General features: G+C 73.6%; 15 protein-coding genes. All 15 read right to left on the reverse strand.

The window, feature by feature from the left end; all coding sequences use genetic code 11:
* Nucleotides 1–206 precede the first annotated feature (206 nt).
* The 15 genes from ruvB to ABD644_RS12245 all read right to left on the reverse strand — a co-directional run bounded on the left by ruvB (nt 207) and on the right by ABD644_RS12245 (nt 13,443).
* Nucleotides 207–1,322: a Holliday junction branch migration DNA helicase RuvB gene (ruvB, locus tag ABD644_RS12175; RefSeq protein ID WP_344689157.1), complete on the reverse strand. Its 1,116-nt coding sequence runs from the start codon at nt 1,320–1,322 to the stop codon at nt 207–209.
* Complete coding sequence (gene ruvA / locus ABD644_RS12180; protein ID WP_344689158.1) at nt 1,322–1,960, reverse strand: Holliday junction branch migration protein RuvA; 639 nt, start codon at nt 1,958–1,960, stop codon at nt 1,322–1,324. Before ruvA ends, ruvB begins: the two co-directional genes overlap by 1 nt.
* Complete coding sequence (ruvC, locus tag ABD644_RS12185) at nt 1,957–2,523, reverse strand: crossover junction endodeoxyribonuclease RuvC (RefSeq protein WP_344689159.1); 567 nt, start codon at nt 2,521–2,523, stop codon at nt 1,957–1,959. Before ruvC ends, ruvA begins: the two co-directional genes overlap by 4 nt.
* Before the next feature lie 121 nt (nt 2,524–2,644).
* Nucleotides 2,645–3,397, reverse strand: coding sequence for a YebC/PmpR family DNA-binding transcriptional regulator (locus tag ABD644_RS12190; RefSeq protein WP_344689160.1), 753 nt, complete (start codon nt 3,395–3,397; stop codon nt 2,645–2,647).
* Nucleotides 3,394–4,044: a pyridoxal 5'-phosphate synthase glutaminase subunit PdxT gene (gene pdxT / locus ABD644_RS12195; protein WP_344689161.1), complete on the reverse strand. Its 651-nt coding sequence runs from the start codon at nt 4,042–4,044 to the stop codon at nt 3,394–3,396. The genes ABD644_RS12190 and pdxT overlap by 4 nt, the downstream gene beginning before the upstream one ends.
* Entirely contained in the window at nt 4,041–4,955 is a 915-nt protein-coding gene (pdxS, locus tag ABD644_RS12200) for a pyridoxal 5'-phosphate synthase lyase subunit PdxS (RefSeq protein WP_344689162.1), read from the reverse strand. The genes pdxT and pdxS overlap by 4 nt, the downstream gene beginning before the upstream one ends.
* A gap of 46 nt (nt 4,956–5,001) precedes the next feature.
* Nucleotides 5,002–5,574 carry a LemA family protein gene (locus ABD644_RS12205; RefSeq protein ID WP_344689163.1) on the reverse strand — a complete coding sequence of 191 codons (573 nt, stop codon included), beginning with the start codon at nt 5,572–5,574 and terminating at the stop codon, nt 5,002–5,004.
* An 11-nt stretch (nt 5,575–5,585) separates the two neighbouring features.
* The gene (locus ABD644_RS12210; protein WP_344689164.1) at nt 5,586–6,809 is read right to left on the reverse strand and encodes a glycosyltransferase family 4 protein; all 1,224 of its coding nucleotides are present in this window, start codon (nt 6,807–6,809) and stop codon (nt 5,586–5,588) included.
* The gene (locus ABD644_RS12215) at nt 6,809–7,723 is read right to left on the reverse strand and encodes a phosphatidylinositol mannoside acyltransferase (RefSeq protein WP_344689165.1); all 915 of its coding nucleotides are present in this window, start codon (nt 7,721–7,723) and stop codon (nt 6,809–6,811) included. Before ABD644_RS12215 ends, ABD644_RS12210 begins: the two co-directional genes overlap by 1 nt.
* Complete coding sequence (gene pgsA, locus ABD644_RS12220) at nt 7,720–8,367, reverse strand: phosphatidylinositol phosphate synthase (protein WP_344689166.1); 648 nt, start codon at nt 8,365–8,367, stop codon at nt 7,720–7,722. Before pgsA ends, ABD644_RS12215 begins: the two co-directional genes overlap by 4 nt.
* Nucleotides 8,334–8,873: an HIT family protein gene (locus ABD644_RS12225; RefSeq protein WP_344689167.1), complete on the reverse strand. Its 540-nt coding sequence runs from the start codon at nt 8,871–8,873 to the stop codon at nt 8,334–8,336. Before ABD644_RS12225 ends, pgsA begins: the two co-directional genes overlap by 34 nt.
* Complete coding sequence (thrS, locus tag ABD644_RS12230) at nt 8,870–10,885, reverse strand: threonine--tRNA ligase (RefSeq protein ID WP_344689168.1); 2,016 nt, start codon at nt 10,883–10,885, stop codon at nt 8,870–8,872. The genes ABD644_RS12225 and thrS overlap by 4 nt, the downstream gene beginning before the upstream one ends.
* Before the next feature lie 69 nt (nt 10,886–10,954).
* Nucleotides 10,955–12,082, reverse strand: coding sequence for a CapA family protein (locus tag ABD644_RS12235; protein ID WP_344689169.1), 1,128 nt, complete (start codon nt 12,080–12,082; stop codon nt 10,955–10,957).
* Between the two features lie 9 nt (nt 12,083–12,091).
* Nucleotides 12,092–12,625, reverse strand: coding sequence for an MOSC N-terminal beta barrel domain-containing protein (locus tag ABD644_RS12240; protein WP_344689170.1), 534 nt, complete (start codon nt 12,623–12,625; stop codon nt 12,092–12,094).
* Nucleotides 12,626–12,675: 50 nt separating this feature from the next.
* On the reverse strand, nt 12,676–13,443 hold the full coding sequence (locus ABD644_RS12245) for a hypothetical protein (protein WP_344689171.1): 768 nt from the start codon (nt 13,441–13,443) through the stop codon (nt 12,676–12,678).
* Nucleotides 13,444–13,519 lie beyond the last annotated feature (76 nt).

Here is a 13,519-nt window from a genome sequence, read left to right on the forward strand (position 1 = left end):
TGCGTCGGTCGTGGCGCGCGGCAAGCGGCCGGGCGGGACGCGCACGGCCGCGGCCTGACGAGTTGCGCGCCAGCGGCTCGGAGTCTATGCGTCCCCCGGCGGATGTGACGACGCACCCGGGGCGGACGACGCCCCGGTCATCCCAGCCGACACAGCGCCCACTCCCCCACCGCGCCGGAGACCGACACTCGGCCGGGCCGGTGGTCTCAGGCCTCGAAGAGCGGTTCGGGCGAGGTGTCGGCCGCCGGGAGCGAGCCTCCGCCGAGCGGCAGCCCCCCGCGGGGCAGCGGGTGCCCGAGGTGCCGCCAGGCCGCCTCGGTGGCGACCCGCCCGCGCGGGGTCCGGGCCAGCAGCCCGGCCCGGACGAGGAAGGGCTCGCACACCTCCTCGACGGTGTTGGGCTCCTCGCCGACGGCGACCGCCAGCGTCGAGACGCCGACCGGGCCGCCGCCGAAGCGCGCCACGAGTGCCTCCAGGACGGCGCGGTCGAGCCGGTCCAGGCCGAGCTCGTCGACGTCGTAGAGGGCCAGCGCGGCGCGCGCGACGTCGCGGGTCACGCGGCCGTCGGCCTCGACCTCGGCGTAGTCCCGTACCCGGCGAAGCAGCCGGTTGGCGATCCGCGGCGTCCCCCGCGACCGGCCGGCGATCTCCGCGGACCCGTCGTCGGTCAGCTCGACTCCCAGCAGCGAAGCGCTGCGGGCGAGGACGAGCTGCAGCTCGGCCGGCTCGTAGAACTCCATCTGCCCGACGAAGCCGAACCGGTCGCGCAGCGGCCCGGTGAGCAGGCCCGCGCGCGTGGTGGCCCCGACCAGGGTGAACGGGTTGATCTCCAGGGGGATCGCGGTGGCGCCGGGCCCCTTGCCGACGACGACGTCGACCCGGAAGTCCTCCATCGCCATGTAGAGCAGTTCCTCGGCGGGCCGGGCGATCCGGTGGATCTCGTCGATGAACAGCACGTCGCCGTGCCCGAGGTTGGAGAGCATCGCGGCGAGGTCGCCCGAGCGCTCGATGGCCGGGCCGCTGGTGATCTTCACCGAGGTGCCGAGCTCGGAGCCGATGATCAGCGCGAGACTGGTCTTGCCGAGCCCGGGCGGGCCGGAGAGCAGTACGTGGTCCGGCGGCCGCCCGCGCCGCTTGGCGCCCTCGAGCACCAGGTCGAGCTGGCGGGCGACCTTGGGCTGGCCGATGAAGTCGTGCAGCGAGTGCGGGCGCAGCGCCGACTCGACGACCCGCTCCTCGTCGCCGGCCTGCGGCGAGACGGCCCAGTCCTGGCCGAGGTCTCCGTCGACCTCGCCGGTCAGGGGCCGGTCGAAAGAGGACATCAGGCCCTACCCAGCAGCTGGAGCGCGCGGCGGAGCAGCACGGCCACCTCGACCGAGCCGGTGGCCGCGATCTGCTCGTCGGCGACCGGCGCGAGCTGGCCGACCGCCGACTCGGCCTCCTTGGCGCTCCAGCCGAGGCCGACCAGGGCCGAGGACAGCTGGTCGCGCCACGGTGCCACCGGGGTGACCGACGGCAGCCCGAGAGCGGCCGGGCCGTCGAGAGAGGTGTCCGAGGACGTCGAGCCGAGCCGGTCGCGCAGCTCCAGCACCAGCCGCTCGGCGCCCTTCTTGCCGATGCCGGGCACCTGCATGAGCGCCTTGAGGTCGGCCATCGCCACCGCGCGGCGGACTTCCCGCGGCGGGTGGATGGCCAGCACCGCCTGGGCCAGCCGCGGGCCGACGCCGTTCGCGGTCTGCAGCAGCTCGAACAGCTGGCGCTCGTCGTCGTCGGCGAAGCCGTACAGGGTCAGCGAGTCCTCGCGCACGATGAGGCTGGTGGCCAGCCGTGCCTGCTCGCCCACCTGCAGGCGGGCGATCGTGCCCGGCGTGCACTGCACGGCCAGCCCGATGCCGCCCACCTCCACGACGGCGCCGTCCGGCGACACCGCGGCCACCCGGCCGTTCACGCTCGCTATCACTTCGCGACTCCTGTCCACCGGGGCAGCGTGCGGGTCGTCATCGGGGCACCGATCCCGCCGGCCAGCGCCGCGACCCGCAGCCGCTGCTGCGCGGGACCGCGCCAGACGTGGCAGACGGCCAGCGCCAGCGCGTCGGCGGCGTCGGCCGGTTTCGGTGCGGCAGCAAGCCCGAGAACCCGGGTGACCATCAGCGTGACCTGCTCCTTGTCGGCGCGACCGTTGCCCGAGATCGCGGCCTTGACCTCGCTCGGGGTGTGCCAGGCGACCGGTCGGTCCGCCTGGGCCGCGGCGAGCGCCGCGACCCCGGCGGCCTGCGCCGTCCCGGTGGCCGTGCCCTTGTTGTTCTGCGTGAAGACCCGCTCGATCGCGACGACGTCGGGCCGGTGCTCGCGCAGCAGCGCGGTGACCGCCGTGTGCAGCTCCAGCAGCCGGAGCTCCAGGTCGAGCTCCGCGGAGCTGCGGACGACGCCGACGCCCACCGCCGTGGGCCGCGCCCCGGGGCGCCCGTCGACCACGCCCCACCCGCACCGGGTGAGGCCCGGGTCGATGCCGAGCACCCGCATGAGTTGCCCCCAGTCAGCCGAACGCGTGTTCGACCGAGGCTAACCCCGCCGACCGACGCTCCACGGAGCAACACGCCCGACCCCAGGGCCAAAATGGCCATCGTGGCCCTGGGTCAGCGATTCACCCGACGCGTTCGAGAACCTCGTCGGACACGTCGTAGTTCGCGTAGACGTTCTGCACGTCGTCGCAGTCCTCGAGCGCGTCGATCAGCCGGAAGACCTTGCCCGCGGCCTCCTCGTCGAGTTCGACGGTGACGCTGGGCACGAAGCCCGCCTCGGCGGAGTCGTAGTCGATGCCGGCGTCCTGCAGGGCCGTGCGGACGGCGACCAGGTCGGTCGGCTCGCAGACGACCTCGAAGCTGTCGCCGAGGTCGCGGACCTCCTCGGCGCCTGCGTCGAGCACCGCCATCAGCACCGAGTCCTCGTCGGCACCGTCGGCCCGGGGCACGACGACGACGCCCTTGCGGGAGAAGAGGTAGGACACCGAGCCCGGGTCGGCCATCGATCCGCCGTTGCGGGTCATCGCCGTGCGGACCTCCATGGCCGACCGGTTCTTGTTGTCGGTGAGGCACTCGATGAGCACCGCGACGCCGCCGGCGGCGTAGCCCTCGTAGGTGATGCCCTGGTAGTCGACCCCGCCGGCCTCGGCACCGGACCCGCGCTTGACGGCGCGGTCGATGTTGTCGTTGGGCACCGAGGACTTCTTCGCCTTCTGGATGGCGTCGAACAGCGTCGGATTGCCCGCCGGGTCACCGCCGCCGGTGCGCGCCGCGACCTCGATGTTCTTGATCAGCTTGGCGAAGAGCTTGCCGCGCTTGGCGTCGATCCCGGCCTTCTTGTGCTTGGTCGTCGCCCACTTGGAATGGCCGCTCATGTGTTCTCCTCGCTGGCGCTCGCCTGCTCGGCCAGATGCGCACGGACGATGTCGACGAACAGCGCGTGCACCCGGCGGTCCCCGGTGAGTTCGGGGTGGAAGCTCGTGGCCACCAGATTCCCCTGGCGGACGGCGACGATCCTACCGTCGGCCGCTCCCCCGACGACGCGGCCGAGGACCTCGACCTCGGCCCCGGCCTTCTCCACCCACGGCGCCCGGATGAAGACCGCGTGCATCGGCCCGCCCTCCAGCCCGGCCAGGTCGAGCTCCGACTCGAACGAGTCGACCTGCCGGCCGAAGGCGTTGCGCCGCACGGTGACGTCGAGTCCACCGATGGTCTCCTGGTCCGGCGGGGCGTCGAGGATGCGGTCGGCGAGCAGGATCATGCCCGCGCACGAGCCGTACACCGGCAGCCCACCGTGCACGGCGACGCGCAGCGGCTCGAGCAGGCCGAAGCGGTCGGCCAGCTTGACGATCGTCGTCGACTCGCCACCCGGCAGCACCAGCCCGTCGACGGCGGCGAGCTCCTCGGGCCGCCGCACCGGCACCGCCTCGGCGCCCAGCGTGCGCAGCGTCGCCAGGTGCTCCCGGACGTCGCCCTGCAGCGCGAGCACCCCGATGCGGGGCATCCCCAACCGGTCGGTCACCAGCCCCGCGTGGCGTAGCGCTCGCTCTCGGGGAGCGTCGCCACGTTGATGCCGACCATCGGCTCGCCGAGTCCGCGGGAGACCTTGGCGATGACGTCGGGGTCGTCGTGGAAGGTCGTGGCCTGCACGATCGCGGCCGCGCGCTGGGCGGGGTCGCCAGACTTGAAGATGCCCGAGCCCACGAAGACGCCCTCGGCGCCGAGCTGCATCATCATCGCCGCGTCCGCGGGCGTGGCGATGCCGCCGGCGGTGAACAGCACGACGGGCAGCTTGCCCAGTCGGGCCACCTCGACGACCAGGTCGTACGGCGCCCGCAGCTCCTTGGCCGCCACGTACAGCTCGGTCTCGTCCAGCGTGCCCAGCCGCTTGATGCCGGCGCGGATCGCGCGCATGTGCCGGGTGGCCTCGACGACGTTGCCGGTGCCGGCCTCGCCCTTGGACCGGATCATCGCCGCGCCCTCGGAGATGCGGCGCAGCGCCTCGCCGAGGTCGGTGGCGCCGCAGACGAACGGCACGGTGAACTCGTGCTTGGCGATGTGGTGCGCCTCGTCGGCGGGGGTGAGCACCTCGGACTCGTCGATGTAGTCGACCCCGAGGGCCTGCAGGACCTGCGCCTCGACGAAGTGCCCGATGCGGGCCTTGGCCATGACGGGGATCGAGACGGCCGCGATGATCCCGTCGATCATGTCGGGGTCGCTCATCCGGGAGACGCCGCCCTCGGCGCGGATGTCGGCGGGGACCCGCTCGAGGGCCATGACGGCCACGGCGCCGGCGTCCTCGGCGATCTTCGCCTGCTCGGGGGTGACGACGTCCATGATGACGCCGCCCTTGAGCTGCTCGGCCATGCCGCGCTTCACGCGGTCGGTGCCGGTGCCGGAGGGGGTGCCGCTGGGGGTCTCGTGCGTTGCCACGGTGTGCTGCCTCGGATCGGGTCGGGTGGGTCGGGCGGGTGGAGGCTCAGGAAGGCCCATCGTACGGCGGCGGGTGGCCGGCCGACCCGGCCCCGCCCGCGCCGGTGGGCACGGCCCCGGGTCGGTCGTCGATGTCGAAGAACCGAGGCAGGGGGCGGGAGGCGTGCAACCGGAGCAGCCGTGTGTATCGCCCGCGGCGCAGGGCCCGGGTGTCACGGACGGCGTCGTTGTAGAAGCGCCGGGCCAGGCCGACCCTGGTCACCGTGCCCTCGAGGTCCTCCCGCAGCGCCGCGGGTAGCTTCCGCACGTCCGGCCCGAGCTCGCGCAGCTCCCGGCCGAGGAGGTTCTCCGCCGTCTCGCGGTCACCGTCCCCCGGGGCGCGGGCGTCGGCCGCGAACGCCGCCAGGTAGGGCGCCCGCTCCTGCCCGACGACGTCGGGATGGTCGCGGGCCAGCTCGGCGGCGAGACCGGCCCGGCGCTGCAGCTGGAGGTCGAGCGCGGTCCAGGCGCGGGCGACCCGTTCCTCCAGCCGCCGCAGCCGGACGAGGGTCCAGGCGGTCCATGCCAGCAGGACGAGGAACACCCCGCCGGCCAGCAGCCCCCAGACCTCGGTCGTCACGGGGCATCAGGCTAGCGGGCCGGTCGTCGTCCCCGGCCCGGCCGCGACCCGTCGTCGGCCGGGGACCGCTGCCCGGGCAGCACCGGCAGCTCCTCGTCGTCGCCGGGCAGCACACCGCCCCCGTCGGCGAGCAGCACCGTCTCGTAGACCTCGAGGATGCGGCGAGCGAGCACGTCCCAGTCGTAGGCGGCGGCCACCTCGGCGCCGCGAGCGGAGAGCGCCGCGCGCCGGGCGGGGTCGTCGATCAGGTCGCACAGGGCGCGCGCGAGAGCGCCCGGATCGCCGCGGCGGACCAGGACGCCCGCTGCCCCGCCGTCGAGCACCTTCGCGAACGCGTCGAGGTCGCTGGCCACGATCGGCGCACCGGCGGCGAGGGCCTCGATGAGGATGACCCCGAAGGACTCCCCCAGCAGGTTCGGCGCGCAGTAGATGTCGACGGAGCGGAGGAACGCCGCCTTGTCCGGCTCGGAGATCTCGCCGAGCAGCGCCACGTGCGCGCGCAGGTCCTCCCCGATGAGCTCCTGCACCTCGTCGGCGTTGCCGCGCCCGGCGATGAGCAGCCGCGCCCCCGGATGGCGCCGCACGACCGTCCGCATCGCCTCCAGCAGGACCGGCAGGCCCTTGCGCGGCTCGTCGAAGCGACCGAGGAAGCCGATCGTCGGACCGTCGACACCGCGCGTGTAACCGGGCAGCGACGGCCCCTGGGCGAACGCGGCGACGTGCACGCCGTTGGGGATGATCACCGCGTCCCCGCCCAGGTGCTCGACCTGCACCCGCCGGGCGAAGTCGGACACCGCGATCCGACCGCTGATCCGCTCCAGCCAGGGCCGCACCACCGGACCCCACGCGGCCAGCCACTTGGACCGGGTGGTGGCCGCGTGGAAGGTCGCCACGATCGGGCCCTTCGCGATCATGCAGACCAGCAGCGACACCGACGGCGGCGCCGGCTCGTGCACGTGGACGACGTCGAAGTGGCCGTCCCGCAGCCACCGTCGCACGCGGGCGGCGGACACCGGGCCGAACTGAAGGCTGGCCATCGAGCCGTTGTACGGGACCGGCACGGTCCGCCCGGCGAAGGTGACCCACTCGTGGGGCAGGGACTCCTCGTGCTCGGCCGGGGTGAGCACCTGCACGTAGTGGCCCATGCCGCGCAGGGTCTCGGCCAGGTCGCGCACGTGGTACTGGACGCCGCCGGGGACGTCCCACTGGTAGGGGCAGACGAGGCCGATGCGCATCACGGGGGTCCGGGATCCGGGGGGACGTCGGCCCAGATGCGGCCGAGCATGTGCCAGTCCTCGGGTTGTTCCCCGATCGAGGCGGTGAACCCGTCGGCGACGCCCTGCATCGCCCCGGCGACCCGGTCGCGCAGCCGGCCGGGACCGGCGACCGGCACCTCGGGATGGAAGACGATGCGCCAGCCGCGCCCGGTGAACTGGCAGGTCGACGGGATGATCGCCGCACCGGTCTGGTCGGCCAGCACCGCCGGCCCCGAGGGCATCGTGGTGGGCCGGTCGAAGAAGGTGACCGGCACGCCGGCCCGGCCGAAGTCGCGGTCGACCAGCAGGCAGGCCGAGCCACCGTCGTCGAGCCACTCGCGCAGCACCGTCGAGCTCGGTCGCTCGCCACCGGTCAGCGGGACGACGCGCATGCCGAGCGACTCGCGGTAGTCGAGGAACCGCTGGTACAGCGACTCCGGCTGCAACCGCTCGGCGACGGTCATGAACGGCCCGCCCAGCCAGTCGATGAACCAGATGGCGGCGGCGTCCCAGTTGCCGCTGTGCGGCAGGGAGAGGATCAGGCCGCGCCCCTCGTTCCGCACCCGCTCCAGGTGCTCGAGGCCGACCAGCTCGGTCTCCTCGACGATCCGGCGGTGGTCCATCGACGGCAGCCGGAACGCCTCCTGCCAGTACCGGGCGTAGGAGCGCATCGCCCGGACGGTGAGCTCGTCGAGCTCCGCCTCGCCGAGCCGCTCCTTGGTCGCCACCCGAAGGTTCGCCGTCAGCTGCCGGACGCCCTTGCCCCGTCGACCGGCCGCCCAGGTGCCGGCCCGGTCGAACACCCGGCGCGCGGCCGGCTCGGGCAGCATGCGGACCGCCCGCCACCCGGCGGCGAAGCCCAGGTCGGTCAGCCGTGCGGTGGCGCCGCTCACGGCAGCGCCCGACCGGCGGCCGCCCGGTGGACGGTGGCGAGCCGCTGCCCGACGGTGACGGCGCTGCCCACGAGGAGCACCCACAGCGCCACGTGCACCGCGTACGGGACGCCGAGGCCGGCCAGCCCGGTGCCGACCAGCACGATGATCAGCCGCTCGGTCCGCTCGACGATGCCGACGTCGCAGGCGAGCCCGACGCCCTCGGCCCGGGCCTTGACGTAGGAGGTGAGCAGGCCGAGGACGAGGCAGAGCAGGGCCAGCAGGACGAGCAAGCGGTTGTCGCCGGGGCCGGCGAACCACCAGATCAGCGCGCCGAAGACCGAGGCGTCGGCCGCCCGGTCGAGGGTGGAGTCGAGCACCGCGCCCCAGACCGAACCACCGCCCCGGGCCCGCGCGAGGGCACCGTCGAGCAGATCCAGCAGCACCGACACGGTGACGGCCATGACGCCCCAGAAGAACTCGCCGCGGGCGATGAGCAGCACCGCGCCCGCGACGGCGCCGAGGAAGCCGACGACCGTGACCATGTCGGCAGTGACCCCGGCCCGCGCCAGCCGGGCCACCACCGGGGCGACGACCTTCGCGACGACGGGCCGGGCGTTGACGCCGAGCATCAGGCCCCCAGGGACGTGCTGTCGGTCGCCCATGCCTCGGCGAGGAGCTTGCGCGTCTCGCCGAGGACCTGCGGCAGGACGCGGGTCAACCCGATGACCGGCATGAAGTTGGTGTCCCCGCCCCAGCGCGGCACGGCGTGCTGGTGCAGGTGGTCGGCGATGCCGGCACCGGCGACCGAGCCCTGGTTCATGCCGATGTTGAAGCCGTGCGCCCCGCTGACCGAGCGCACCACCCGCATCGCCGTCTGCGTGAACGCCCCGAGCTCGGCGACCTCCGCGGCGCTCAGGTCGGTGTAGTCGGGCACGTGCCGGTACGGGACCAGCATCAGGTGCCCGGCGTTGTACGGGTACAGGTTGAGGACGGCGAACACGACGTCGCCGCGCGCGACGATCAGCCCCTCCTCGTCGCCCAACGTCGGGATGACGCAGAACGGGCAGTCGTGGGCACCCGTGGGCTTGCCCTCGCCCTGGATGTAGGCCATCCGGTACGGGGTCCACAGGTGCTCGAACGGCTTGCCCGGCCCGTCCACGTCGGTCATCCCGAGGACTCCGCGGTCGGGTCGGCGTTGGAACGCCCGGCCACCCAGGCGGCGACCTGCTCGACGGCGTCGGCGACCGGGACGCCGTTCTGCTGCGACCCGTCGCGGTAGCGGAAGGAGACCGCGCCGGCCTCGGCATCGGTGGCGCCGGCGATCAGCACGAACGGCACCTTCTGCTTGCTCGCGGTGCGGATCTTCTTCTGCATCCGGTCGTCGGAGTCGTCGATCTCGACCCGGATGCCGCGGGCCTTCAGCGTCAGCGCGACGTCCCGGAGGTAGGGCACCTGCTCGTCGGTGACCGGGATGCCGACCACCTGCACGGGCGCGAGCCAGGCCGGGAAGGCGCCGGCGTAGTGCTCGGTCAGAACCCCGAAGAACCGCTCGAGCGAGCCGAACTTGGCCGAGTGGATCATGACCGGCTGCTGCCGGCCGCCGTCGGCGGAGGTGTACTCCAGACCGAAGCGGGCGGGCTGGTTGAAGTCGTACTGGATGGTCGACATCTGCCAGGTGCGCCCGATGGCGTCGCGCGCCTGGACGGAGATCTTCGGGCCGTAGAACGCCGCACCGCCCGGGTCGGGCACGAGCTCCAGGCCGGTCTCCTGCGCCGCCTGCTCGAGCACCGCCGTGGCGACGGCCCACTCCTCGTCGGAGCCGATGAACTTGTCCGACTCCCCGCGGGTGGACAGCTCCAGGTAGTAGTCGTCCAGGCCGAAGTCGCGCAGCAGCCCGAGCACGAACGCCAGCAGGTGCCGGACCTCGCCCGGCGCCTGCTCGGGGGTGACGTAGCTGTGCGAGTCGTCCTGGGTGAGCCCGCGCACCCGGGTGAGGCCGTGCACGACGCCGGACTTCTCGTACCGGTAGACCGAGCCGAACTCGAAGAAGCGCAACGGCAGCTCGCGGTAGGACCGCCCGCGCGACTGGAAGATCAGGTTGTGCATCGGGCAGTTCATGGCCTTGAGGTAGTACGTCGAGTTCTCCAGGTCCATGCCCGGGAACATCGTGTCCTCGTAGTACGGCAGGTGCCCGGAGGTCTCGAACAGACCGCCCTTGGTGATGTGCGGGGTGCCGACGTAGTCGAAGCCCTCCTCGATGTGCCGCCGGCGGACGTAGTCCTCCATCTCCCGCTTGATCACACCGCCCTTGGGGTGGAACACCGCCAGGCCGGAGCCGATCTCGTCGGGGAAGCTGAACAGGTCCAGCTCGGCCCCGAGCCGCCGGTGGTCGCGCCGCTCGGCCTCGGCGAGGTGCTCCAGGTAGGCCTTGTGCGCGTCCTTGCTCTCCCACGCCGTGCCGTAGATGCGCTGCAGCTGCGGGTTCTTCTCGCTCCCGCGCCAGTAGGCGGCCGCCGACCGGGTGAGGCTGAACGCCGGGATGTTGTTGGTGCGCGGCAGGTGCGGGCCGCGGCACAGGTCGGTCCAGACCAGCTCGCCGGTGCGCGGGTCCAGGTTGTCGTACATCGTCAGCTGCGCGCCGCCGACCTCCACGGAGGCACCCTCGGTGTCCTCCGCCCCACCCTTGAGGCCGATGAGCTCGAGCTTGTACGGCTCGTGCGCCAGCTCGGCCTTCGCGTCGGCGTCGGCGATCTCGCGCCGGGCGAAGTTCTGCCCGGCCCGGACGATCTCGGTCATCTTCTTCTCGAGGACTGCCAGGTCCTCGGGGGTGAAGGGCCGCTCGGGGTCGAAGTCGTAGTAGAAGCCGTTCTCGATCGGCGGGCCGATGCCCAGCCGGGTGCCCGGGAACAGCTCCTGGACCGCCTGCGCCAGCACGTGCGCGGTCGAGTGACGGATGACCGCGCGGCCCTCGGCGCTGGCCGCGGGCACCGGCTCGACCTCGGCGTCGGTATCCGGGGTCCAGGCCAGGTCCTTGAGGTCACCCGAGGCGACGTCGCGGACGACGACGGCGCCGTCGGGACCCTTGAGCGGCACCCCGGCGTCCTTGAGCGCCTGCTGCGCCGTCGTCCCGGCCGGCACCCTGATCGGGAGAACGGCGGTCGGCGAGGGCGGGGTGGACACGAGGTACTCCTGGGGACGGCGCGGGATCGGTGGGTGGAACGGCCCCCGAGCCTAGTGCGAGGGGTGCGCTCAGCCGGGGACGATGCCCAGCCCGGTCGCCACCGCCCCCCGGGCGTCGAGCACCGTCGCCACCCGGGCGGCCGTCTCGGCGTCGGCCGGCTGCACGGTCACCGCACCCTCGCCGACGACGATCTGCAGCGGCACGGCCTCCGCCGCGGTCACCGTGAACCGCCCGTCGTCGCCCCGGGTGAAGGTGAACCGGGCCAGCACCGAGTCCTCGGTGTCGTAGCCCCGGGTGGCGTGCTCGGCGATGTGGTTGCCGAGGCCGAAGGCGGCCCACTCGCCCTCGATCAGCTCGAACGGCTGCACGACGTGGGCGTGGTGGCCGAGCACGAGGTCGACGTCCGGCGAGGCGAGGAGCGCACGGACGGCCTCGTCCTGGGCAGCCGTCGGCTCGTCGTCGTACTCCAGGCAGCAGTGCAGGCTGGCGACGACGACGTCGGCACCTGCGGCACGGGCGCGGGCGGCGGCCTCGAGCATCGGCGTCACGTCGGGCACACCGACGACGTCGACCGACCATTCGGCACCGGCAGGCAGCGGGACGCCGTTGGTGCTGAACGTGCCCGCGACGTGCCCGACCCGGACGCCGCCGACGTCGAGGATCCGCGGTTCGAGGCTGTCCGCCTGCGTCCGGTAGGTGCCGGCGTGCCCGATGCCCGCGGCGTCGAGGTCGTCCAGGGTCCGGACCAACCCGTCGAACCCGTCGTCGAGGGAGTGGTTGGAGGCGGTCGAGCACTGGTCGTAGCCGGCTCCGGCCAGCGCGTCGACGATCTCCGGCTGGACGGCGAAGCTCGGGTAGCCGCGGTAGGGGCCGCCGGCCGGTGCGACGGGCGTCTCGAGGTGGCAGATCGCGAGGTCGGCGGCCTCGATCATCGGCGCGACCGGCGCGAGCACGGCGGAGAAGTCATAGCTGCCGTCGTCCTGCCGTGCGCCGGCGGCCAGCGCACGGTCCTGGTGGACGAGCACGTCGCCGGTCGCGACGAGCGTGAAGCTCTCCGGGGTGGGCGGGGTTCCGGTCGTGGCCGTCGCGGACGACGAGGACGACGGCGGATCGGCGGCCGGATCGTCCGGCGGGTCGTCGCCACCGCAGGCGGCGAGGAGCAGCACCGCCCCCAGGACCGCCGCTCCCCTGCGCACGCCCCGACGCTAGAGGAGCACCGGGTCCCCGGCGGTCACCGTGCCCGCGTGCCGCACCTCGGCGTAGACGCCGAGGCAGTGCTTGGGCGTGCGGGTCACCTCGAGCACGGCGCCCCCGACGCGGAGCGTGCGGCCCACCCAGGACCGCTCGTCGTCCGCGCCGTCGAGATCCAGCAGCAGGTTGGCGCGCGGGTCGTCGGCCGAGCAGCCCTCCGGCACGTCCCCGAGCGCCGCGCGGTCGATGGCCTGGCGGGAGACGAGGTGCACGGGCGCGACACCGGGCTGCTCGGCGAGCGGCTCGAGCCGCACCGGCCGGCCCAGCGCGGCCGAGAGGGTCGCGGCATCGGCGTCGGGGGCGAGCGTGGCCAGCACCGGAGCGTCCTTGGCCCGCACCGGCCGCCCACCGTCGTCGACGACCGCCCAGACCCGGTCACCGACCAGGCCGGTCGGTCCGACCTCGGCCGCGGGCACGTCCGAACCGGCGAGGGACTTGACCGGGTAGACCCGGATCTGGACGACGCGTCCCACCCTGCGCTCGCTCACGACGGCAACCTACGCGGCGGCTGCCGGGCGGCCACGGCCTGCGAGGGAGCTCAGGCCTGCCGCACCGGCTCCGCCTCGGGCACGGTGGCGTCGGGGCGGCCGGTCCGGCCCAGCACGACGGCGAAGAACAGCTCGACCAGCAGCAGGCAGACGAACACCTCGGCGAACCGCGACGCGAACTCGATCGCCTCCCCGAGCAGGCCCCCGAGGTCCATCGGCAGCAGGAGGGAGAACAGGATCGGAGCGGCGACGAGGAAGCCGTACCACGCGGCTCGCAGAGCCCGGGACGTCCGCGCTCCGGGGTCCAGGATGCCGCGATCGACCACGTCGAACGCGATCGGGACGAGCACCAGCGCCGCCAGCGTCTCGGCGAGGCCCGTGACGAACTCGGTCCGGTTGAATGCGACGACGCCGGCCAGCAGGACCGCGGACAGCGCGCCGGCCAGCCGCCCGGGCAGCGGTCGGCGTGCCTGGAGGTAGGGCACGACCAGCGCAGCGGCCAGCAGGGTCTCGTTCAGCGTGCGGAACCGGCTGGGCAGGTCGGTGAGCAGCAGGGCGACCCCGAGGGCCAGGAGCACCGCCCCCGCGGCGAGCGTCACCGGCCATTCACGGCGGGACCCGACGAGGCGGGGCCGGGCGAACTGGATCCATGCCGCGATGACCAGCGCGAGGAGGATCCCTTCGCTGTTCCGAGCTATCCGCCCGGCGAGCGCGTCCGGGAGGACGACCGGGAAGACCTGCAGCAGGATGCCCAGCAAGGCACCGCCGACCAGGACGTAGAAGGCGACCGTGAACGCCGTCCGGCGGGTCTGGGACACGCGGGGACGATAGGGAATGTTCGCCGCCCGTGGGGCGGCCCGGCGAACGGCACCCCCCGTCCGGGCGAGAGAGCGG

This window comes from Blastococcus jejuensis (assembly GCF_039534705.1).
GTDB lineage: Bacteria > Actinomycetota > Actinomycetes > Mycobacteriales > Geodermatophilaceae > Blastococcus_B > Blastococcus_B jejuensis.

What these genes read in the sequence shown, in the direction of transcription:
- ruvB (WP_344689157.1), bottom strand. Translation starts at nt 1,322, where the DNA reads ATGTCCTCTTTCGACCGGCCCCTGACCGGCGAGGTCGACGGAGACCTC.
- ruvC (WP_344689159.1), bottom strand. Translation starts at nt 2,523, where the DNA reads ATGCGGGTGCTCGGCATCGACCCGGGCCTCACCCGGTGCGGGTGGGGC.
- ABD644_RS12190 (WP_344689160.1), bottom strand. Translation starts at nt 3,397, where the DNA reads ATGAGCGGCCATTCCAAGTGGGCGACGACCAAGCACAAGAAGGCCGGG.
- ABD644_RS12210 (WP_344689164.1), bottom strand. Translation starts at nt 6,809, where the DNA reads ATGCGCATCGGCCTCGTCTGCCCCTACCAGTGGGACGTCCCCGGCGGC.
- pgsA (WP_344689166.1), bottom strand. Translation starts at nt 8,367, where the DNA reads ATGGGCGACCGACAGCACGTCCCTGGGGGCCTGATGCTCGGCGTCAAC.
- ABD644_RS12225 (WP_344689167.1), bottom strand. Translation starts at nt 8,873, where the DNA reads ATGACCGACGTGGACGGGCCGGGCAAGCCGTTCGAGCACCTGTGGACC.